This window comes from Kitasatospora sp. NPDC101183, assembly GCF_044767945.1.
Lineage (GTDB): Bacteria > Actinomycetota > Actinomycetes > Streptomycetales > Streptomycetaceae > Kitasatospora.
Genome location: NZ_JBIWOW010000011.1, coordinates 88183 through 111113, shown reverse-complemented (window position 1 = coordinate 111113; position 22931 = coordinate 88183). Strand labels below are relative to the sequence as shown.

Annotated in this window: 1 protein-coding gene; it reads left to right on the top strand. The window is 72.7% G+C overall.

All coding sequences use genetic code 11. The features are described 5' to 3' along the window. Positions 1 to 52: 52 nt before the first annotated feature. Positions 53 to 22927 carry a hypothetical protein gene (locus tag ACIRRS_RS17290; protein ID WP_402971283.1) on the top strand — a complete coding sequence of 7625 codons (22875 nt, stop codon included), beginning with the start codon at positions 53 to 55 and terminating at the stop codon, positions 22925 to 22927. Positions 22928 to 22931: the final 4 nt, after the last annotated feature.

Here is a 22931-nt window from a genome sequence, read left to right as displayed (position 1 = left end):
CAGTCCGCCGCGCGCCCCGCCCCGTTCTCACGACCGCCAGGAGCCCACCGCCGTGTCCATCCCCCTGCCCGAGGGCCTTCGGAGCCTGTTCCACATCGTGACGGGCATGAAGTGGCCGGAGGGCAGCGAGGACGACCTGCGCATCGCGGGCGACGACTACCTGCTGATCCACCAGAAGGTCCCGGAGCTGCGCGACTACCTCGTCCAGCTCGTCGAGGTCTGCAAGGAGAACTTCGAGGGCGAGGCCGCCGACCAGTTCGTCCTCAAGATGCGCCGGCTCTACGGCGGCACCGGCGCCACCGACTACCTGACCACGGCGGGCGACGCGGCGAAGGAGCTCAGCGACTACGCGTACAAGGTGGCCAACGCCATCGAGTACACGAAGTGGATGATCATCGCCCAGCTCATCCAGCTGCTGGCCCAGATCGCCTGGGCGATCGCCAACATCCCGCTCACCTTCGGCGGTTCGCTCGCGGAGATCTTCGTCGCCGAGGCGATCACCCGCGAGGTGGTCAAGCAGGTCTTCATCTGGCTGTTCAAGCAGCTGATGCTGCACGAGTTCCTCTCCATCAGCACCGGCATCCTGATGGACGCCATCATCCAGGGCATCCAGATCGGCCAGGGCCACAAGGACCACTACGAGACCGAATCCCTGCTCCAGGCCATCGAGTTCGGGGCGATCAACGGCCTGCTCACCGGCCCGCTGGAGCTGCTCACCTTCGGCCTCGGCAAGCTCTTCGGGAAGATCTTCGGCGGCGGCATCCTCGGGAGCCTGACCAAGGACCTCTCGGGGATCGGCAAGTTCCTCAGCGGGGACCTGGTCAAGAACCTGGAGAAGAACGAGCTCAAGCAGCTGGAGAAGACCGTCGTCAACGACGCCATCCGCGAGATCGGCGGCGGGGTCGGCAAGAAGGTCGGCAACGACCTGGCCACCAAGGGCGCGGGCGCCCTGGGCAAGGACGGCCTGCGCGCCGGGGCCAAGGACGGCGTGGGCGCGGGGATCAAGGACGGTGTGCGCGCGGGGGTCAAGGACGGCGTGGGCGCGGGGGTCAAGGACGGTGCCAAGGCCCTCACCAAGGACACCGCCGACGAGATCGTCGCCAAGCTGACCAAGCAGGAGACCTTCACCAAGGAGCTGGTGAAGTCCTTCGAGGAGCACCTCGGCCAGCTGGGCGTCAGCGGGGAGGTCGCCCGCCAGGCCGCCGAGAACTTCGCGAAGACGATCATCTCGGACGGCGCCCGCTACGCCGTCGACATGGGCGCCGTGCGCCGCCTGTTCAACGCCGCCGTCAAGGACGTGGCCGACCCGGGCGCCAGGCAGGTCGTCAAGGACCTCACCGACCGGGTGATGGTCCTGATGGACGGCATGCGGCCGCAGACGGCGATGCAGTTCCTGTACAAGGTCGGCGAGGCGCTCGCCGGCTCGCTCAAGGGCGGCATCCAGAACATCCTCGTCGAGGGCACCTACAACCTGGTCTTCAGCGAGGACCACTCCTTCAACGTCACCGTCGACAGCTTCGTCGGCGGCGTCGCCATGGGCGTGATCGGCCACCTCGGACACGTCGCGACCGGCCCGCTGCGCCTCAGGTTCCAGGAGTACGCGAGGGAGCTGGACGCGGCGTCGGCCGCGACCAGCGACGCCAAGTACTACGGCCTGAAGGACCCGCGCGTGTGGCTCGCCGTCGCGGCCACCCTGACCGGGCACCCGACCAGCCCGTTCATCCTGCGGCCGGAGGGCCCCAAGGCGCGCGCCGCGCGGGAGGCGGCGGAGCTGCACGAGGGCGTGCAGCCGTCGGACCTGCGTCTGAGCAGCGACGGGCAGACGCTGCCGAAGACGGGCAAGGCCGAGTCGCCGATCCCCACGGAGTCCACGGGCGGCGGCGGAAAGAAGGCCCCCGAGGAGACGGTGGACAACCCGACGAAGGTGTCCACCACCGGCGGCGACCACAGCACCACCACTCCGACGCCCCCGAAGGAGCAGCCCCTCCCGGAGGAGCCGGGCAAGGGCGCCTCCGCCCACGTCGGCGGCTCGGGGAACTCGGAGAACTCCGGGAAGTCGGAGCACTCCGGGAACTCCGGGAACTCCGGGAAGTCGGAGAACCCGGGGAACGAGACCGTCACCCGGCCGGAGCCCGTCACCTCGACCGTCTCCCAGCACCCGTCCCAGCCCGTCGAGCAGCACGAGCCCACGCGCCCGACCCACACCCCGGAGCCCACCCAGGTCCACACCCCCGAGGAGCGGCTCACCTATCTGGAACTGCCCGAGTACGGCCACTCCGTCCCCGGCGGCCAGGACCGCCAGCCCGCCTGGGTCCTCGGCGACGAGCCCACCGCGGCGATGCGCAGGACGCTGGAGCTGCTCCCCGTCGACCACACGCGCCTCGCCGTGGTGGCGCACACCACCGACGGGCTGCCGACGCGCAACGGAAAGCCGCTGACGGTCGACCAGTTCGTCCAGACCGTCGCGGTGCTGCAGAGCAACGGCCATCTGGACAACGGCCGGCGCACCCTCGACTTCGTCGCCTGCGACCTCGGCGGCGCCGGCCACGCCTTCCTCAAGGAGGCGATGGCGAAGGTCTGGGAGAACCCGGACACGGCGGACCTCAAGGTCGTCGTCGCCAAGGGATCGGTCTGGGTGGCCCCCGCGTTCGAGCCGTCCGAGGGCGGGAAGCTCGCCCCGAGCGCCGGCCCGGGCCATGTGATCGTGGCGGCGAACGTCGGCTTCGACGCGCAGGGTCGGCCGGTCGTCCAAGGCCGAGGCACCGTGCTGGAGTTCGGCCACGACACCGTGGACACGCCCCACGAGCGGCCCGCCCCGCTGCCCGACTGGTACCTCCGCACCCTCGACCCGAACAAGATCACCGGATCGATCCCGCACTCCCAGAAGTTCGGCGACACCACCCCCGCCCCCGAGCACCACTACACCCCGCTGCCCGAACACCTCCGCACCGAGGAGGGCCGCGAGGAACAGTGGCGCGAGACCCAACGCGGGCTCCAGGACACGTACGACGCCAAGCTCACCGAGGCCGCCGACAAGCTCGCCCACGACCCGGACGGCAGCGGCCACCGCCGCGAGACGGACGCCGAGGAGGCGCTCGACCGCGCCTACCGCGAGGGCGCCGTCCGCCTCCCCGCCGACGACCCGAACGGCCCCGCCCACCCCGAGCGCCGCCGCGCCCGCGAGCTGATGTACGCCGAGCTGGAGCTGCGCCCGCAGGACCGCGAGCAGATCCTCGCCGACCTCGACGGCCACACCCGCCTCGCCGCCGCCCGCGAGAACGCCGTGCGCACCGCCATGGACCACTTCGAGCGGACGGTCACGGAGTGGGGCGGGCGCCACGGCTCCGACCTCCCGCCCGCCGGGCTCGACCTGATCCGCCCCGAGGCCCGCAAGGCCTTCCGCGCCCTGGTCGAGAACGAGGCCTCCCTCGTCCTCGACCACCCGGACGCGCTCGGCCCGGCCGGGCAGGACAAGGCCCGGGAGTCCCTCAACCGGCTCCACGAGCACCTGCTGGCGGACCTTCGGCTGCGCGCCGACCACGAACGCGCCCTCGCCCGGGCCGACCACCTCACCGACGAGGCCGCCGGCACCTGGTTCGACCGGCTCACCCCGGACGACCGCAGGATGCTCGCGGACCTCGGCATCACCGAGAAGCCGGACCTCTCCCCGGTCGGCGAGGAGCGCCTGCGCGAATCCCTGCGCGAGCAGATCGCCACCGACTTCGAGGAGAGCGCCGGAGGCCTGGACGGCTTCGTCGGCCCGCGCCGCGAACGCGCCGGGGCCACCGCCGAGTTCACGACCGCCCTGGAGGGCCGCGCCCGGCACCTGCCGCACGAGTTCGCCCTCCAGGCCGCCCGCGAGAGCGTGGTGCGCCGCGCCGCCGACGCCGTCGACCACGCCTCCGACAGCTGGTCCAAGCAGGACGAACAGCGCGCGCTCGCCAAGGAGTTCGGCGCCGACACGGCCGACGCCGACCGCGCCCGCGACACCGTCATGCGCGAAGTCGCCGACGCCGCCGACCGGTTGGTCACCGACCCGGAGGCCGACCCGAAGACCCTGGCCGCCAAGTTCGCCGACCTCACCGCCACCACCGCCCTGCACGAGCGCATCACCCACCAGGCCGCCCGCCTCGCCGCCCGCCGCGAGGCCGAGGAGGCCGCCCGTACCGCGGCGCGCGACCACGGCGGCCTCACCCCGGCCGCCGCCGACCGCCTGGGCAGCGGCCACGCCGACCGGATCTCCCGCGCCTTCGACGAGGTCCTCGACACCCCGGGCAAGCTCCGCGAGGAGCAACAGGCCTGGCAGACCCGGAAGACCGAACTGCACGGCGAACTCGCCGAGCACGCCCGCTTCGAGGCCGAGGCCGCCCCCGCCCTGCGCGACGCCGCCCGGGGCTTCGACGACCTCGCCGCGCGCCACGCCCTGAGCGACGACCTGACCGGCCACTTCAAGGGCGAGTACGGCGACGAGTTCATCGCCGAGTACCACCGCCTCTGGAAGCTCAAGGACCTCGACGCCCAGGCCTGGCGCGCGCACGAGCGCGCCCACGAGGATGCCTTCGCCCACCGCCCGGAGAACCCCGGGCCCGAGGAGCTCGCCGTCGCCCTGCGCGGCGGGGCCGCCCCCGGCCTGCACCAGCTCCCCGAGCACGAGCGCACCGACGTCCTGCGCCACCTGACCCCCGAGCAGCGCTCCGACCTGCGCACCGACCCCTCCACCCTGGAGGAGCTGCGCCAGCTCGACGACCACCAACTCTCCAAGGCTGCCGCCGAGTTGCTCGTCGACGTCGACGGCCGCACCAGCGAACCCGGCCTCGCCCGCCGCAACGCCGTCGCCCTTTTCGGCCGGATGCTGCGCGACCGCGACGTGGCCCTCAAGCTCCTGGAGGAGGACACCCGGGTGCACGTCCTGCCCAAGGACGTCCCCCTCACCGAGCTCGGCCCGTTCAAGCACCTCGCCGGCACCCACGGCGCCGAGGGTGGCGCGCTCCACCGCCCGTACGAGACCTCGCGCGGCGCCAACGACCAGCGCGACACCGCCGTCCCCGAGGAGAACCTCACCGGCGAGCGGACCACCGTCGGCCCGGCCCCCCACCAGCCGGACGGATACTCCACCGCCACCCACGAGTTCGCCCACGCCATCCACCGCGTCCTGTCCGAGACCGACCGCACCACGATCACCGGGGCCTACCGCGAGAAGCTCGCCGCCGGAGACGACGCCCCCTGGTCGGACGGCCCCCGGCGCGCCGGGAAGGACGGCGAGGAGAACTACGCCTCCCGCAGCGAGGAGGAGTACTTCGCCCAGCTCACCAACACCTACCTCGGCACCAACCACGGCGACGACCCGTACACCGGCAAGGCCCGCAACAACGGCCCCGGCTGGGTCCGGCGCAACGAGTCGCCGGCGGTCGTCGCCCTGCTGGAGCGCCTCTACGGCAAGGACCAGGCCACGGGCCAGGCACCGCCGGAGCGCGCCAACCCCGTCCACCTGAACGAGGGTTACGAGGGCCTGCGCTTCCTCCTCGGGGAGGGCGACGCCCACCTGGAGCCCGTGCCGCCGCCGCACGAGGGGGCCTCCGGCGACGTCCAGCCGACCACTCCGGCGGGGGACGGCCCGCTGATGGCGCCCCCCGTCCGCGTGGTGCCCAGCCGTAGGCAGCCGGCCGCACCCGCGCGGATCACCGAACGCGGCCTTGCCCCCTCCGACGTGCTGATGGGGGTCGAAGGCACCCACGCCCGGATCATCGAGACGCTCACCACCGCGTTCACCGGGGAACTGCACGGCGAGCACGCCGCCGCGAAGACCCTCGCCGAGACCCTGTTCAGCCCCGAGACCCTGCGCGCCAAGCTCACCTCCCTCTTCCGCGGGGAGAGCTGGGAGGTGGACTACTCCGCCGGCACCTGGTCGGGCACGGTCAAGGTCCAGGCGGCGTACGTGCGCAGCGAGTTCCAGCGCACCCTGCCCGGCTTCGAGTTCGAGTACGGCTCCGAGCAGCAGACCTCCGTCGGCGTCACCGGCGACCGCCTGCTCCAGGGCGGGCTGAACGCCCAGGGCACCCTCAAGCCCACCAAGGAGGGCACCCTCACCGCCTCCCTGGGCTTCCAGGCGGGCAGCCAGCAGGGCAAGACGACCGTCGAGGCCAGCCGCACCCTGGCCCGCGGCAAGACCAGCGAGGAGGCCAGCCTCTACGACACGACCCTCTCGCTGAACGTCGAGTTCACCGACCACGCCTACCGCGGCCTCGACGTCACTCCCGGCAACCGCACCGACAAGGCCCTGCGCACCCTCGGCATCTCCTCCGGCGTCACGCCCAGGGAGCCCGTGAGCGTCCAGGTGAAGGTGCAGATCGCCGTCCCCTCCCGGGACACGGGGCATCAGGCGGTGATCGACCCGCCCCACGGCCTGCCGCCCGGCGCCGGCCCCGGCGGCCGCCTGGCGGGCTCCCACATCCTGGCCGAGGTCTGGACGGTCGCACCCCGGAACCTGCCGGCCGACCAGCCCGAGGGGACGCCACTCGCCACCCTGAACACCCGGCGCACGCCCCTGTCCGGCATGGACGACTTCATCGGCGGGTTCGAGGACGGCGCGCGCCGGTACTTCGGCGACAGCTGGCCCCGGCTGCGTGAGCAGATCCTGGAGCAGGTCGACCTCGGCACGCTGCACCAGGACCTCAAGGCGCTGATGTCGGGCGACTCGCGCAGCGTCGTCCTGGAGGGCTCCCTCGGCCAGACCTCCGTGATCACCTTCCGGCGGGCCGAGATCCGCACCATCGAGAACACCGGGGAACTGCCCACCACCGAGTTCAACATCGGCACCGTCACCACCCGCTCCCGCGTCGACCAGGACGCCACCACGAAGATCGGCGGCCTCCAGTTCGGCGGCAGCGGCTCGGGCAAGAACTTCGGGGCCGGCGGAAACCTGGGCGGCGCCGGCGGCCGGGGGAGCGTCCAGCGGCACGGCGGCAGCGACGAGGTGGGCCTCGGCACCAAGCGCAAGACGCCCGCCCTCACCTACGAGGGCGTCGCCGACATCCTCGTCACCTTCGAGCGCTTCCGCGGCCCGTACGCCTACCGGCCCGGGGAAGGCCACACGGGCCTCGGCTTCCGGGCCGTCGTCGAGCGGGCCGAGGTCGTGCGGGAGGACCCCCGGCCCGGCTCCGAGACGATCGCCCCGTCCCTGCTGCCGGTGTGGACGCGCGAGAGCGCGGCCACCTACCAGGGGCTCCCCACGAACACCGTGGTGCGCGACCTGCGCGACATCGCGCCGCTGCACCGGCAGCTCGACCTGATCGGCAGGCGGCAGTTCGGGGCCAAGGGCTGGCTCGACGTCCGCGAGGACGTCCTGCGCGCGTTCTCGCACGCCGCCGTCAGCTCCCACCTCGTCGGCATGACGCAGGGCGTGCCGCTGCGCACCCCGGTGACGGCCCACGGCCCGCTCAGCACGCTCCACGTGGAGGTCACCGCCCGCGTGACCAGGGGGACGCCCGACCGCGAGCAGCACGACGCGGACCTCAACCCCATCCGGGAGACCAGCACCCTCCAGGGCCACCGCTCGCTGCGCTCGGACAGCAAGACCGTCCAGGTCCAGGGCTTCGGCAAGGGCCCGCTGAAGGAGCGCCCGGGCGTCCTCGACGCGAGCGGGAAGCCCTTCAAGGACGCCCTCCAGGGCACCGCCACCGTCACCCGGACGGTGCAGGACCGGGACGGCTGGGTCGGCAGCACGTCCAACAAGGGCTACGCCAACGGCAAGCTACCCACCTGGCAGGCGCTGCACGACGCCACCGTCGAGTTGCAGATCAAGGTCAACGGGAAGGTCCACGGCACCTCGCCCGAGCTGTCGGCCTCCGTCAGCGTGCCCCACCAGGGCCGCATCGCGGCTCCCGGGGCGAACGACGTCCCGGACGCGCGCCCGCTCACCGTCCTCGGCCACTCCGACGTGGTGCTGAGCATCGGCGGCGGGGGCCGCACCGTGCTCAAGGCCGTCGAGGAGAAGCTCGCCGAGCTCGGAACCGTCTCCCCGAAGGCCCTCGCCAAGCTCGCCGCGAGCCTCGACCCGACGGCGCTGACGGCCTCGCTGTCCCGGATGAGCCGGGGCAAGGCGGTCACGGTGAACATCGACACCGGGAACTGGAAGGGCACCGTCGAGGTGACGGCCCGCCCGATGCGCCTGGAGCCCCGGCGCACCGTGGCCTCCTTCGAGTTCGAGCTCGGCAGCCAGCAGCGCACCGGCGTCGGCTTCACCTGGGACCGCCGAAACCGCACCCGCTATGCGGCGGCCCTGCGCGGCACCGTGCCGCACTTCACCGTCACCGGGGACTACGCGCACACCCGGGACGCCGTGAGCGGGCTGACCATCGAGCGCACCGGCGCCACCAACAGCCGGGGCAAGAACACCGAGCCGGCCGTGGTCTTCGACGGCCGGGTCACCTTCGACGTCACGTTCAGGGAGAGCCTGCTCAGCAGGAGGCTGACCTTCGACCGCCCGGTCCACGCGCCCGTCGAGGTCGCCGTCCCGCACCGGGAGGTCCTGCGGGGCCCGATGCTGCCGACCGGCCACGAGACCGTCCTGCGGCACCTGCCGGACAACCGGCTCGGCTCCTCCGACCTCGTCACCCGGGTCTTCCACGACCCCGGCGCCGGCGGCGGGCCGGAGACCGGGCCGCAGGCCGTCGCCCGGGTGGTCGACCGGCTGGCCGACAAGGGCACCGAGGTCCTCGGGTCCGACTGGCCGGGGATGCGGGAGGAACTGCTCAGGAAGCTGGACTTCGACGAGCTGCACGCGAAGCTCAAGTCGGGCGCCTCCGGGAGCCCGATCGTCGCGCGGTACGGCCGCAGCACGGCGAGCGTCACCGTCTCCGTCGTCAACGTGCGCAAGACCGGTGAGTCCGGGGCCGTCGAGTTCAACCTCGGCACCAGCCTGCAGACCGCGTTCACCAACTCCGAGAGCGGCACCAACTCCGGCGGCGGCAAGCACCACACCGTCGGCCTGGGCTTCCAGGGGACCACCGATCCGCTCGGCACGGGCGTGGCCGGCATCGGCGGCGCCGGCGTCAGCCACACCCGCTCCACCGAGCAGCTGGAGCACCAGGGCGACGTCCTCTCCGTCGGATCGGCCGTCAAGTCCAAGGTCGGGGCCGACGCGCAGCGCGCCGAGATCCGGCTGACGGTGCGGATGGAGCGCGACGCCCTGATCGGCCTCGGCTCCGCCGACAAGGCGAAGGTCAAGCCGATGGAGGGGACGGAGCCCGCCGGGCCCGTCCAGGGGCCCGTGCCGGCGCCCTCCACCTCGGTGCTCACCCAGGTGAAGAAGGCCGTCGACGCCGTCACCCCGCAGTGGACGCTGCGCCGGGGCGTCGCCGAGACGACCGTCCACGCGGACCTGCTGACCGAACGCAACCGCGTGGTCGACACCATTGACGGCGGCGCCGGCAACCGGCGCGGCCACTCCGACGAGCGGACCGTCCAGGCGCCCCCGGCCGAGCTCTTCACCAGGGGGCTGAGCCGGCACGACGTGCTGCGCTGGCTCGGCGACACCGCCGGGCCGCTGAGCCTGGTGCGCAGCGAGGGACCGAAGTTCTTCGGCAAGAGCGTCTGGGGCCGCCTGGAGCCGATCGTCACCGGAAGCCTCAGCCACGAGCAGCTGTCCGCGCTGTTCTCCTCGGTGCTCGGCCCGGAGCTGCGCGCCGAGGGCGCGCCCGCGCTGCGCGGCCTCGGCACGCCCTCGCTCGGCAAGCGCTGGTTCGTGGAGGACGCCGAGGTCACGGCCACCGTCACCCTGGTGCAGCTGGAGTACGACCGGCACAACCAGCAGGCGGCGCTCAGCCCCGCCAACGAGACGTCGGGCGGCTCCCGTTCCACCGACCTGCGCGGCCGGGCGTGGAACCTCCGGGGCCAGGGCGGCGCCCAGGCCAAGCTCGGCAGCTCGGCGGAGGCGAGCGCCCTGGCCACCGCCAACATCGGCCACCGGTCGAGGGAGGGCGCCGTCACGGGCGTCACCGGGAAGCTCGTCGGCAACGCCAAGGTCGGCATGCCGATGGACCGTTACACCGGCTACGCCAAGATCGAGCTGAACTTCCGCCGGGGCGACGAGACCCTGGTCTTCCCCCACAAGGGGCTCATCCCGATCGAGCTGGAGACCCCGCGCTCCGGCACCACCGAGCTGACCGTCCACCGGGACCACTGGCTGCAGTTCACGCCGGAACACCCCGGGGGCCAGCAGATGCCCAAGGAGGTCTTCCTCCAGGACATCGCCGCCGAGCTGTCCAGGCCGCTGACCGGCGGCGCACGCTGGCTCCTCGCGCCGGGGGAGAAGGACCTGCCCGTCAACCGGCACGTGCGGGAGGCGTTGGAGAGCCTGCCGATCCAGGAAGGTGTGCTGGCGCTGGCGTACCACGCCGTCGACGGCGACGGCGCGCCCACCTGGAACGGGGTCAAGGTCACGCCGGGCGCCATGGTGGGGGCCCTGATCCGGATGCGCGAGTCCGGGCAGTGGCAGGTGGGGCAGGAGGTGCGTCTCCTCGCCTGCCGCACCGCGCGGGGCGGGGACGACTCGTACATCGCCCACGTGATCGACGGCCTCCACGCCGCCCTGCCGGGCGAGGCCCTGCACATCGTCTCCTCCCCGGACCACGTGGTGATCGTGCGCGGCGACCAGCCCCGCGCGCTGGCCGTGACGGTCGGCTTCACACCCGACGGTCTGCCTCTCATCACCGGCCCCGGCGGCTGGAACCACACGACGGTGGCCGAGGACGGGACGCGGCAGACGACGAGGCAGCCGCAGCCGATGCCCCGCCAGGGCTCCCGGCCGCCGCTGGACGGGGAGCACGCGGTGGTCCTCGGCACCGGGGATGTCCACCCGGGGGCCGTGCCGCCGTCGAGGGGGCGGGCGACGCCGCCGCCCCGGGAGCGGTTGGAGACGATCCGGGAGGAGTCGGAGGAGGAGCTGAACGAGGGCGCGGTCGTGCCGCCGCCTTCGCAGCGCGTCGTGCCGCCCTCGCAGGGGCGGGCGACGCTGCCGCCCCGGGAGCGGTTGGAGACGATCCGTGAGGAGTCGGAGGAGGAGGTGAACGAGGGCGCGGTCGTCGTCCCGCCGCCCGGCGGGGACGTGACTCCGCCCGTGCCGCCGCTCGCTCCGGTTCCGCCGCCCGGCGGGGAGGTGATCCCGCCGCCGCTGCCTCTGGTCCCGCCGCCCGGTGGGCACGTGATCCCGCCGCCGCTCGCCCCGGTGCCGCCGCCGGTCAACCACGACGCGCCCGCGCGGATCGCCCGCCGAGGGCTGGCGTCCGCCGACGTGCTGCTGGGCCTCGAGGGCACCCACGCCGAACTCATCGGAGACCTCACCACCGCCTTCGCCGGCGCCCTGCACGGCGAGCACGCCGCCGCGAAGACCCTCGCCGAGTCCCTCTTCAGCCCCGAGTCCCTGCGTGCTCAGCTCATCTCCCTCTCGCGCGGCGAGAGTTGGGACGTGCCGTACGCCGTCGGCGACTGGTCGGGCACCGCCAGGGTCACGGGGGAGTTCCTGCGCAGCGTGTTCGACCGGACCCTCGCCGGCTTCGAGTTCGAGTACGGCTCCGAGCAGCAGACCTCCGTCGGCCTCACCGGTGACAGCCTCTGGCAGGGCGCGCTGAACGCCCAGGGCACCCTCAGGCCCGACAAGGCGGGCAGCCTCTCCGCCACCTTCGGGCTGCAGCGCGGCGAGCAGCACGGCACGACGACCACGGAGGCCAGCAAGACGCTGGCGCGTGGCAAGACGAGCGAGGAGGCCACCGTCCACCGGACGAGCTACACGCTCACCGTCGAGTTCGTCGACACCGCCTACCGCAGCGTCGACGTCCCCGACGCCCTCTCCGCCGTCGTCCCGCCGCAAGGCCGGGTGAGCGTCGGCGTGCACACGTACGTCGCCTTCCCGTCCCGGGAGGCCGGGGACGGGACGGCCTTCGCGGGCCCGCGCTACGGCCCGCCGCCCGGCTCCGGCCCCGGCGGCCGCCTGACGGGCTCCCACATCCTGGCCGACGTCTGGACGATCCAGCCCCGCCCGGAGCCGGTCGTGGGCCCCGAGGGGATCGAACTCCCCGTCGTCAACCCCGCCCCGCACGCCCCGAACGGGCTGGAGGACTTCGTCGCCGGCTTCGAGGGCGCGGCGCGGGACTACTTCGGGAGCTCCTGGCCCGACGTGCGCCGGCGGCTGACGGAGCAGCTCGACCTCGGCACGCTCCACCAGGACCTCAAGGCCCTGATGTCGGGCGACTCCCGCAGCATCGTCCTGGAGAACACCTTCGGCCCGGACGCCATGGTCACCTTCCACCGGGCCACGATCCGCACCATCGAGAACACCGCCGACCTGCCCACCACCGAGTTCAACCTCTCCAACTCCGTCACCCGCTCCCACCAGGAGCAGGACTCCACCATCAAGGGGACGCAGTTCCCGACGCCGTTCGGCGGCAGCGGCTCGGGCAAGAACGCCGGCGGCGGAGCCGGCGCGAGCGGGACCACCGGCCGCACCGACGTCCAACGGCACGGCGAGAGCGACGAGTTGGGCCTCGGCGTCAAGCGCAAGACGGATGCCCTGATGTACGAGGGCGAGGCCGAGATCGTCGTCACCTTCGACAAGCTCGGCTTCGACGAGCTCCGCCTGCTGAGGAGCCACGAGAGCGGAGAGGGCACGACCACCCTCGGCTTCCGCGCCATCGTCGAGAAGGCCGAAGTGGTGCCGGAGCAGCTCCCGGCGGGCACGCCCGTCGTCCCGGAGCCCCACCTGGCCGTCGCGACCCGCGAGACCCTGGCCACCTATCCGGGGCTGCCGAAGAACACCGTCGTGCGCGACCTGCGCGACGTCTCGCCGCTGCACGAGCACCTCGACGCCATCGGCAAGGAGATGTTCGGCGAGTACGGCTGGCACGAGCTGCGCGAGGACGTCCTGCGCACCTACTCCCACGCCGCCGTCCGCGCCCACCTCGCCGCCATGACCCAGGGCGTGCCGCTGCGCACCCCGGTGACCGAGCGCGGACCGCTGAGCAAGCTGCACGTGGAGGTCACCGCGCACGTGACCACCGAGCACTTCGTCCGGGAGCAGCGCGACGCGGACCTCAACCCCATCCGGGAGACCACCTCCCAGGAGGGGCACCGCCAGCTGCGCTCAGACAGCAAGTCCCTCCAGGCCCAGGGCTTCGGCAAGGGCCCGGTGAAGGACCGCCCGGGCGTCACCGATCCGAGCGGGAAGCCCTGGAAGGACAGCATGCAGGGCACCGGCTCCATCGCCCGCACGGTGCAGGACCGGGACGGATGGATCGGCGGCACCTCCACCAAGGGCTACGCCAACGGCAAACTGCCCGCCTGGCAGGCGCTGCACGACGTCACGGTCGAGCTGCGGGTGAAGGTCAACGGGCAGGAGCACCTGCTGAGGAACCGGGAGGGGCAGGACACCCCGACGGTGCTGGACGCCTCCGTCGGCACCGAGCACCCGGGCCGGATTCCGGCGCCCCCCACGGACGCCGGCGAGGGCGTGCGGGCGCCCACCGGCCTCAACCGCTCCGACGTGGTGCTCAACCTGGACCGGGGCACCACCACGGTGCTGAGGGCCGTGGAGGACAAGCTCGGCCGGCTCGGCGCGATCCCGCCGAAGATGCTGGCCAGGCTCGCCGAGAAGCTCGACAACACGGCGCTGACGGCCTCGTTCTCCCGGATGACCCGGGGCAAGGTCGTCACGGTGAAGGTCGACGAGGGCAGCTGGACGGGCACCGTCGAGGTGACGGTCCGTCCACTGGAACTGACGGCCCGGCGCACCGTGGCGGCCTTCGAGTTCGAACTCGGCGGCCAGCAGCGCACCGTCGTCGGCTACGCCTGGGACCGCCGCAAGCGCACCCGCTACCTCGCGGCGCTGCGGTACAACCTGCCGCACGCCTCCATCACCGCCTCGTACGCCCACACCCGGGACGGCGTCAGCGGGCTGGTCACCGAGCGCACCGCCGGCACCAACAGCCGGGCCAAGAGCACCGAACCGGCCGTCCTCTTCGACGGCGACGCCGTCTTCGACGTCGTCTACCGGCCCAGCGGGCTCAGCCGGTTCACCCGGTCCGGCCGGTCGCTGACGAACGACGAGGTCGCGGCGCCCCTGGAGATCGCCGTCCCGCGCCGGGAGGTGGCCCTCGCCCCGGCCGGCAGCGAGACCGTCCTGCGGCACCTGCCGGACAACCGGCTCGGCTCCTCCGACGTCATCAGCCGCGTCTTCCACGACTCCGGTGTGGCCGGCCAGCCGCAGACCGGGCCGCTGGCCGTCGCCCGGGTGGTCGACCGGCTGGCCCCCAAGGGCATCGAGATCCTCGGGGCCGACTGGAAGCCGGTGCGCGAGAAGCTTCTGCAGAAGCTGGACTTCGACGCCCTGCACGCCGAGATCAAGTCGGCCTCCTCCGGGTTCGAGATCGTCGTCCGGCACGACCGCAGCACGGTGCGCGTCACCGCGACCGTCGTCCACGTCCGCAAGACCGGCGAGGCCGCGGTCGTGGAGTTCAACCTCGGCACCGGCATGCAGACCGCGCTCACCAACTCCGAGAGCGGCACCAACACCGGCGGCGGGAAGCACCACACCGCCGACCTGGGCGCCCTGGCGACCACCGATCCGCTCAGTACGGGCGTGGCCGTCGTCGCCGGCGGCGGGGGCGGCCTCACCTGGTCCACCGAGCAGCTGGAGAGCCACGGCGGCGTGGTCGCCTCCGGCTCGGCCGTCAAGTCCAAGGTCCCCGCGGACGCGCAGCGCGCCGAGATCCGGCTGACGGTGTCGATGGAACGCGACGCCCGCATCGACCTGGTCTCCGGTGACAAGGCGAAGGTGAGGCCGATGGCGGGCCCCGTGCCCGCCGCCCCGGCGGCACCGGCCCCGCCGGCGCGCGTGCACCCGGCCGTCGCCACGGTGAAGAAGGTCGTCGACGCCGTCACCCCGCAGTGGAAGCTGCGCCGGGGCATCGCCGAAACGACCGTCCACGCTGACCTGCTGACCGAGCGCGACCGCGTGATCGACACCGCGAACGGCGCCACCGGCGGCCGGCGCGGCCCCTCCGAAGCGCTGGACATCCGCGTGCCCCCGGACACCCTGTTCACCCAGGGACTGCGCGAGCACGACGTGCTGCGCTGGCTCGGCGACACCTCCGGGCCGCTGAGCCTGGTGCGCAGCGAGGGCCCGAAGTTCTTCGGCAAGGACGTCTGGAAGCGGCTGGAACCGATCGTCACGGGGGGCCTGAGCCACGCCCAGCTGTCCGCGCTGTTCTCCTCGGTGCTCGGCCCGGAGCTGCGCCCCGAGGGCGCGCCCGCGCTGCGCGAGTTCGGCACGCCCTCGCTCGGCAAGCGCTGGTTCGTCGGCGATGCCGAGGTCACGGCCACCGTCACCCTGGTGCAGTTGGAGTACGACCGGCACAACCAGGCGGCGGCGCTCAGCCCGTCCAACGAGTCGGCGAGCAACTCCCGCTCCACCGACCTGCGCGGCTTCGCGTGGAACGCCCGGGGCCAGGCCGGCGCCCAGGCCGCCCCCGGCTCCTCGGTGGAGGGCAGCGTCCTGGGCACGATCGGCATCGGCCACCGAGGGCGCGAGGGCGCGGTCACGGCCACGACCGGGAAGGCGGTCGGCAACGCCAAGGTCGGCATGCCGATGGACCGGTACACCGGCTACGCCAGGATCGAGCTGAAGTTCCGCATGGGGGACCGGACCCTGCCGGTCGAGCACCGCCCCACGGAGGACGGGACCGCGCCGGTCGGGAACCGCGAGGACGGGACCCTGCCGGTCGGGAACCGTCCCACGGGGGACCGGGCCCTTCCGGTCGGGAACCGCCCCGACGAGGAGGAGGCCCCGCCGGTCGGCAACCACCTCACGGGCCTCATGCCGATCGAGCTGGAGACCCCGCGCTCCGGCACCACGCCCGGCACCGTGCCCGCCGACACCTGGATGAGGTTCACGCCCGAGCACCCCGGGGGCGAGCCGATGCGCAGGACGCCCTCGCCCGAGGAGATCGCCACCGAGCTGTCCCAGCCCCTGGACTCCGGCGTCCGCTGGCTCCTCGAACCGGAGGCCAAGATCGAGGCCACCAGGGCGGCCACCAGGGAGGAGGACCACCCCAACCGGTACGTGCTGGAGGCGCTGACGAGCCTGCCGCGCGAGGAGGGCGTGCTCACCCTCGCCTACCACTCCGTCCACGACGACGGCGCCCCGAGCTGGCGCGGGCTCAAGGTCAGCCCGGAGAAGACCGTCGCGGCCCTGCTGCAGCTGCGCGAGTCGGGGGAGTGGCAGGCCGGGCAGCAGGTGCGCTTCCTCTCCTGCCGTACCGCCGCGGATCGCGGCGACGGGTCGTACATCGCCCACGTGATCGACGGCCTCCACGCGGCCCTGCCGGGCGAGGCGCTGCACATCGTCTCCTCGCCCAACCACGTGGTGATCGCGCGCGGAGCCGAGCCCCGTGCGCTGGCTGTGACGGTCGGCCTCACGGCCGACGGGCGCCCCGTCATCACCGGCCCCGGCGGCTGGAACCACACCACGGTGGCCGAGGACGGTACGCGGCAGACCGTGACGCACCCGGACGAGCCGCCGGCCCACCTGCCGCCGCTGGACGGGGAGCACGGGGTGGTGCTCGGCATCGGCGGGGACAAGCGGGTCGACCGTGGCCGTGACGGTGACCGCGACCGGGAACGCGATCGGGAACGTGAACGCGACCGGGACCGGGAACGTGAGCAACGTGACCGGGACCGGGAACGTGAGCAACGCGACCGGGAACGGGAACGCGACCGGGACCGCTCCCGCAACGAGGACAGACCGAGGACCGCCAAGCTCCGCAGGACGGACACCGACCTCGCCGCGTCCATGCGCGGCCTGGACATGCGCGACACGCAGCCCATGGAGGGGGTCAGGTCGACCTCGAACGCCGGCCCGAGCCACCGCCCCCCGGCCACGCCCCACGCCGCCCCGAGCCACACGCCGGCCGGGGCTCCGGGCGACGTCGTCACCAACCGGACGTTCGACTCCTACCTGACGGAGCACGGGCTCAGCGACCGCCGGGCCCTGGTCCCGTACAACGACTACCTGGCACAGGTCCAGCGATCCACCCACGAGGCCCGCCGGCTCGGCTTCGTCGTCAACACCATGACCTCCCACCGGAACGCGCACGACATCGTCCGGGTGGTCCAGCGGATCGTCGACGGCACCACCCCGGCGACCCGGAGCCGCGTGGCGGTCGTCGTCGGGATCAACGCCCCGAGCGGGACGCCGAGGGCGGACCTGGACGCCGCCGTGGCCCGGGCCCGGGAGGCCGTCAGGGACCTGGACATCCCCGTCGCCATCGTGCCGGACACCTTCCGGCAGAACGAGGCGGGCGACTTCCCGTACGGAACGATGCGCAACAGCGTCCTCAACAGCAATCCGACCCACCAGCTGATCGAGGCGATGTCGGCCCGCGGGCTCCACCCGTACGTCTCGGTGCAGGACTTCGACCGCGGGTCGCGCCGGGTTCCCTCGGGGCTCCACTTCTTCGACCACGTCCAGGAGGTGCTCCGGCGCCCCCAGCCGCGCCCCGACCACCCGAACCGCGATCTCAACCCGGGCATGGAGGGCGAGCACTGGGAGGAGTGGAACGAGAGCAGCACGGGGCCGGACGTTCCCCCGGGTGACAAGAACCGCCTCTGGACCCCTGACCGGCCGCTGGCCTTCAGCGGTGGGTACCGGCTGCCGACCGGGGACGCGGACCTCGCACGGTTCATCCAAGCGGTCCACGACCGTCTCGGGGGCAAGCACCCGTCGCAGTGGAGCGGGGAGGGGGTGATCCCCTTCACCGACCAGTTCCGGCGCTCCGTCCGCGAGGACATGGAGGCGCGCGACTGGCAGGCGTCCTACGCGCCGATGCTGCCGTACGCGCCCGAGCCGAACCTGCTCGTCGACGGATTCGCCGTCCGGCTCAGGCGCGGGCACGGTGCCTACACCCACCTCAGGGTCAGGGAGACCGACGGGGACCAGCGCCCCCGGGACGACAGGAAGGAGGCCGAGGCACGGGGCAGGGACGCCTATCTGCAATGGGGCGACAACGGTGCGGAGTTCGGCGAGCTCGGCGCCCGGCTGAACCGGCTGAACATCCGGGAGCTCGAATCGCGGTACGGGCCCGAACACGACACGCTCGAGCCCACGCGCCCCGTACCGCCGTCCCGTGCCGAGAGGTCCGGGGACGGGCGGGCACCCGTCAGCCTGCCGAGGGACCAGGAGGAGCTGACCGAGCAGGTCCGCGTCGACGCCTCGAACAACCGCATGCCGCACCGGGGTTCGGCGTTCCGGACGGACTTCGAGAACGGCGCCGTCGTCACCGACCTGTCCCGCCTGGCGGCCAAGCAGCTGCTGGCCGAATGGAAGAAGGAGCAGGGCGCGGCCCAGAGCGGGAAGCGCAAGCGCGACGCGGAGACGGACGAGGACCAGAGTTACGAGCTCGGGCAGTCGCACGCCACGCTGCGCCCCGTGGTGGGACGGTTCTTCAAGAACAACGACGGCGGCAACCACCTGTCGGCGAAGTCCGGCACCAGCCTCGGGGAGTACCGGAAGGCGTACAAGCCCGAGGACCTGAACCGCTTCAGGACCGACGAGCACCTGAGGCCCGGTTACGCCGGCTACAGGCGCGAGATGCCCGAGAGCGACGCCAAGCTGCTCGGATCCGACCGCCAGAACGTGCTGGGCCACAACGTCTCCGCCCCGGCGAAGTCCAAGGCCTTCGTCGACAGCGGCATCCACGCCGGGGTCCAGCCGGAGCACAAGGTGGAGACGGCGCGGACGCTGGCCCTGTCGACCCCGGAGCTGCGGCTCGGGCGCAAGCTCGCCATGCTGCTGAGCATGCCGGAGCAGTACTCCGGCCTGCCTCCCGAGGGGGTGAACACGCCCCGGGAGTACCGTGTCAGCAGGCCGGTGCCGGCCGACGGCGACTGCCTCTACCACGCCGTCAACGTCGCACTGCGCGGGCGGGCCGGCGGCGCCGTGAGGCTGCGTGACACGGTCGCCCAGTGGATGCTCGATCCCGCGAACCTCCAGGCCGTCACCCGGTACGCGCGGGAGAACGGATCGAGCCTGGACGAGCTGTTCGTCACGATCGCCGTCTCCGGGAACTGGAACACCGGGGCGGGCGACCTGGCCCCGAGGATCGTCGCCTCGGCGCTGGGCCTGCGGCTGACCGTCCACGTGGGGCAGCGCGAGGTGCTCCTGGCGCCGCTGCCGAACACGGAGGCGATGACCGGGTACGGGGGCCGGAGCCGCAGCGTTCATCTGTCGCTGAACCAGAGGCGCAACCACTACAGCCCCATGGAGCGCAACCGCCCCGCGCCGGACGTGGGCAGGGACCGGAGGCAGGACCGGGACCGGGACCGGGACGGTGGCTCCGGCTCCGGCTCCGGCTCCGGTTCCGGCTCCGGGGGCAGGGCATTCGCCACCCCCCGCAAACCCGGCAGCGGCTCGGGAGGCGGTCGCCACCTCGCGCCCTCCGGCTCGGGCGGCCAGGCGGGGCCTCCCGTCCACGACCCCGGCACCACCGCGCCGTCGCACGACGTGCACGCCACCGTCCGCGAGTTGGAGCTGATCGGGGACGAGGATCGCAGCGTCCTCGCCCAGGACGCCGCGTACGTCCGGCAGTTGCGCGACAGCCTGTCGGCCGTCGACTTCGCCGACGCCGCCGCCCGGCTGCTGGTGCACGTCGACCCGGGCGTCCACCAGCCCGTCACGGCGCGCAACTCGGCGCACGCGCAGCTGTCCAGGCTGCTCAACGACCCCGAGGTCACCGAGCGGATGCTGGTGGAGGGCGTGCAGGTGGTGGTCGTGCCCAAGGACACGGCGATCACCGGCGTCAAGGGCCTGGAGCGGCTGCGCGGCACGACGGACGAGGGCCGTGCCTGGTGGGAGGTCCGGGGTGCGAACGTCGACAAGCTCGTCATCGTCCCCGAGGAGAACCTCACCGGCGCGCGCACGACCATCGGCCACGGCAACGAGTACGCCGAGGGCTACTCCATCGCCACCCACGAACTCGCCCACGCCGTCCACAAGTTCGGCCTCAGCGAGGACGAGCGGGCGCTGATCGAGGACGTCTACCAGGGCAAGCGGCAGGCGGACGGCCTGGCCGACCTGTTCGAGGAGGAGTCCGTCACGGCCTGGCCCGACGGCGGTCGCCGCACCCGGGGCGGTGAGCGCGTCGGCAACTACTCCGCGAGCAACGAGTTCGAGTACTTCGCCCAGCTCACCAACACCTACCTCGGCACCAACCACGGCAACGACCCCGACACCGGCCAGCCCCGCAACAACGGCGCGGACTGGGTGCGGGAGAACGAGCCCGAGCTGCTGCCCCTGCTGGAGCGCCTCTACGGCCCCGACCCGCAGGGCCCCCTCGCCAACCCCGTCACCCGCACCCGCGCGGAGGACGAACAGCTGCGCGGGCTGCGGGAGTTCAACGAGACGGCGACGGGCGAGCCGAACCTGGTGGAGGAGCCGCAGCAGGTCCTCGCCGACCCGCACCCGCTGAGCGACGCGGACCTGATCGAGCTGGCCCTCAACCCGGCCGCGCTGAACGCCCACCCGGCCCCCGGCCCGGAGCCGACGGGCCTCACGCTCACGTCCAGCGGCAACGTCCACCTCCTGTCCGACCCGTCGGACGCCTGGTCGGGCCTCCCGGAATCCCTCAGGACGCTGTTGGGCAGGCTCCCGCACGACAAGGAGTACGTCACCATCGCCCACCTCACCGGTGTCGAGGGTGCCGGGCAGGGCTGGGACGCCGACCCGAAGCGGACGGCGACCGCCCTGCTGAAGCTCGCCGAGGCGGGCACCTGGGCGGGCGAGCCCCTGCGCTTCCTGTCCGGCCACTTCGGCCGGGGCGGTGCGGACTCGCCCGCCGGGAAGACTCTGCTGGCGCTGCACCAGGAGATCGCCGCCCGCCGGGAGGCGGACAAGGACAGTGCCTGGCTGAAGAACATCGGCACGCCGGAGATCTTCGCGCCGGCCGACGTGGTGCACGTGGCCGACGCCGGCGGCCCGCCCAGGTTCGTCACGGCCCGGACGGTCGGTTATGCGGCGGCGAAGCAGCCCAGGGTGGAACACCCGAGCGAGTGGTACCGCCTCACGGTGAGGGACGGTGCCGTCCACGCCGAGCCGAGGGGGCAGGAAGTCCTGCGCACCGGCGAGAGGTTGGTCGAAGGGGCGCGTCCGGACTCCCCGATCGATCTGGACATCAAGCCGCCGACCGTGCTGGGCAACGACAGCGGGCGGCAGACGAAGGTCTCGCCGGACCTGGAGGCGCTCAAGAAGCACCTCGACAAGCCGTCGCCCATGCCGGTCACCCCCACCGAGGACCTGCTGAAACTGATCAACCCGCACGCCCCCGGCAAGGACGCGCCGGCCCGGTTCCAGAGCCTGGAGACGGTCGTCGCGGTGCGCGACGTGTTCTACAACGAGCTGAAGGTCGCCGAGAAGCAGACGGCCCTCACCGCCGTGCCGCAGTCCGTGTCCCGGCACTACCGTCCGTACGGCGTCGGCGCTGAGGGCCTGCGCAACGTGGAGCGGCAGGTCGGCGCGACCGGGCGGGGCGCCTTCGCCGTGGTCGAGCTGGGCGAGCACGGGTTCGTGGCGCTGGTCCACGACGTGACCGGCACGATGCACTGGGTCGACGCGGCGAAGCGCGAGATGTGGGCCGTGGACGGTGAGCGCGGCCCCGAGGGCGTCGGGGCCGGTACCACGATCCAGGCCGCGGTGTCCTACACGCGCGACCACCACCTGCCGGGAGAAGCCGCGATCGAGGCGCAGATCAAGGCACTGGTCGAGGCTCTGGCCCCGAAGCCGAAGCGCGGGGAGACCTGGGCCGCGGCAGCGCTCATGGCCGGGAGGATCGGCTACGAGAAGCAGGCCGCGGCCTCGCAGTGGAAGACCTTCGGGCCGGTCAAGAACGGAGATCACGGCCACCAGGCGCCCCCGCAGCTGCATCCCTCCATGAAGGGCCTGGCGGACAAGTCGGCGAACGACTGGCGGCTGGACACGGCGGAGAAGAGCCTCAACGAGGCCATCGCCGAGAACACCGAGCTGGCGACCGCGATGAAGGAGGCCGCAGCCGAACAGCGGGGCCTCGGGGAGACGTTGTCGAACGGCGGGCAGCCGACCAAGGAGCAGGTCGACGGGATCAAGTCCGTGGTAGAGGCGCTCACCGCAACGGTGAAGCGGTCCGAGGACTTCCTGAAGAGGATGGAGGTCGGCAGGAAGTCGTACGGAAAGGTGAAGATCGAGGCCTCACTGATCGACGACGCGCACCGGGCGGCCGGCGACGCCAGAAGCGCCGCCAAGCACCTGGCCACGGTTCGGGGGGCGCTGGCGAGGGTCGTGAACAGGACGAACGCGACCGCCGTCGAGGTTCGTGGCGCCGTGCGCGAGGTGGTCGATGCGACCGGCGGCGCCGAGCGGGCACTCACGGCCCTGGTCCCGGTTCACACGAAGCTGGCCGGAGAGCTGGGGCGGCCGCTCCCGGGTGTGGTGAACAGGACGGACGCGGGGATGCTGGGCCAGCAGAAGTTCGACGCCGAGGTCAACGTCATGAACACGGTGTACGAGCACATGGGCCTGCGCGGACTCACCGTGGGCGACAAGGGCCGGGTGCGCGGCACCGTGCTGGTGGCCTCCACCCAGGGCACCTGCGACAGCTGCAAGTTCGTGGTGGAGTCCATGAACAACGAGTACTTCCCCCACGTCGAGGTCATCGTCCTCTACGGCAAGCCGGGGGAGGGCAAGCCGTACGGACCGATGGGTCAGCTGAACGAGCGGGGTCTGTCGATGGGATTCGTCTCCATGAGCATCCCCATCTGGTACGGCTACCGGAAGGTGTGGGAGACCGAGATCGAGACCGACGACGGGAAGTACTACCGCCTCACGCCCGCCCACCACCCCAAGAACGGCTGAGCGT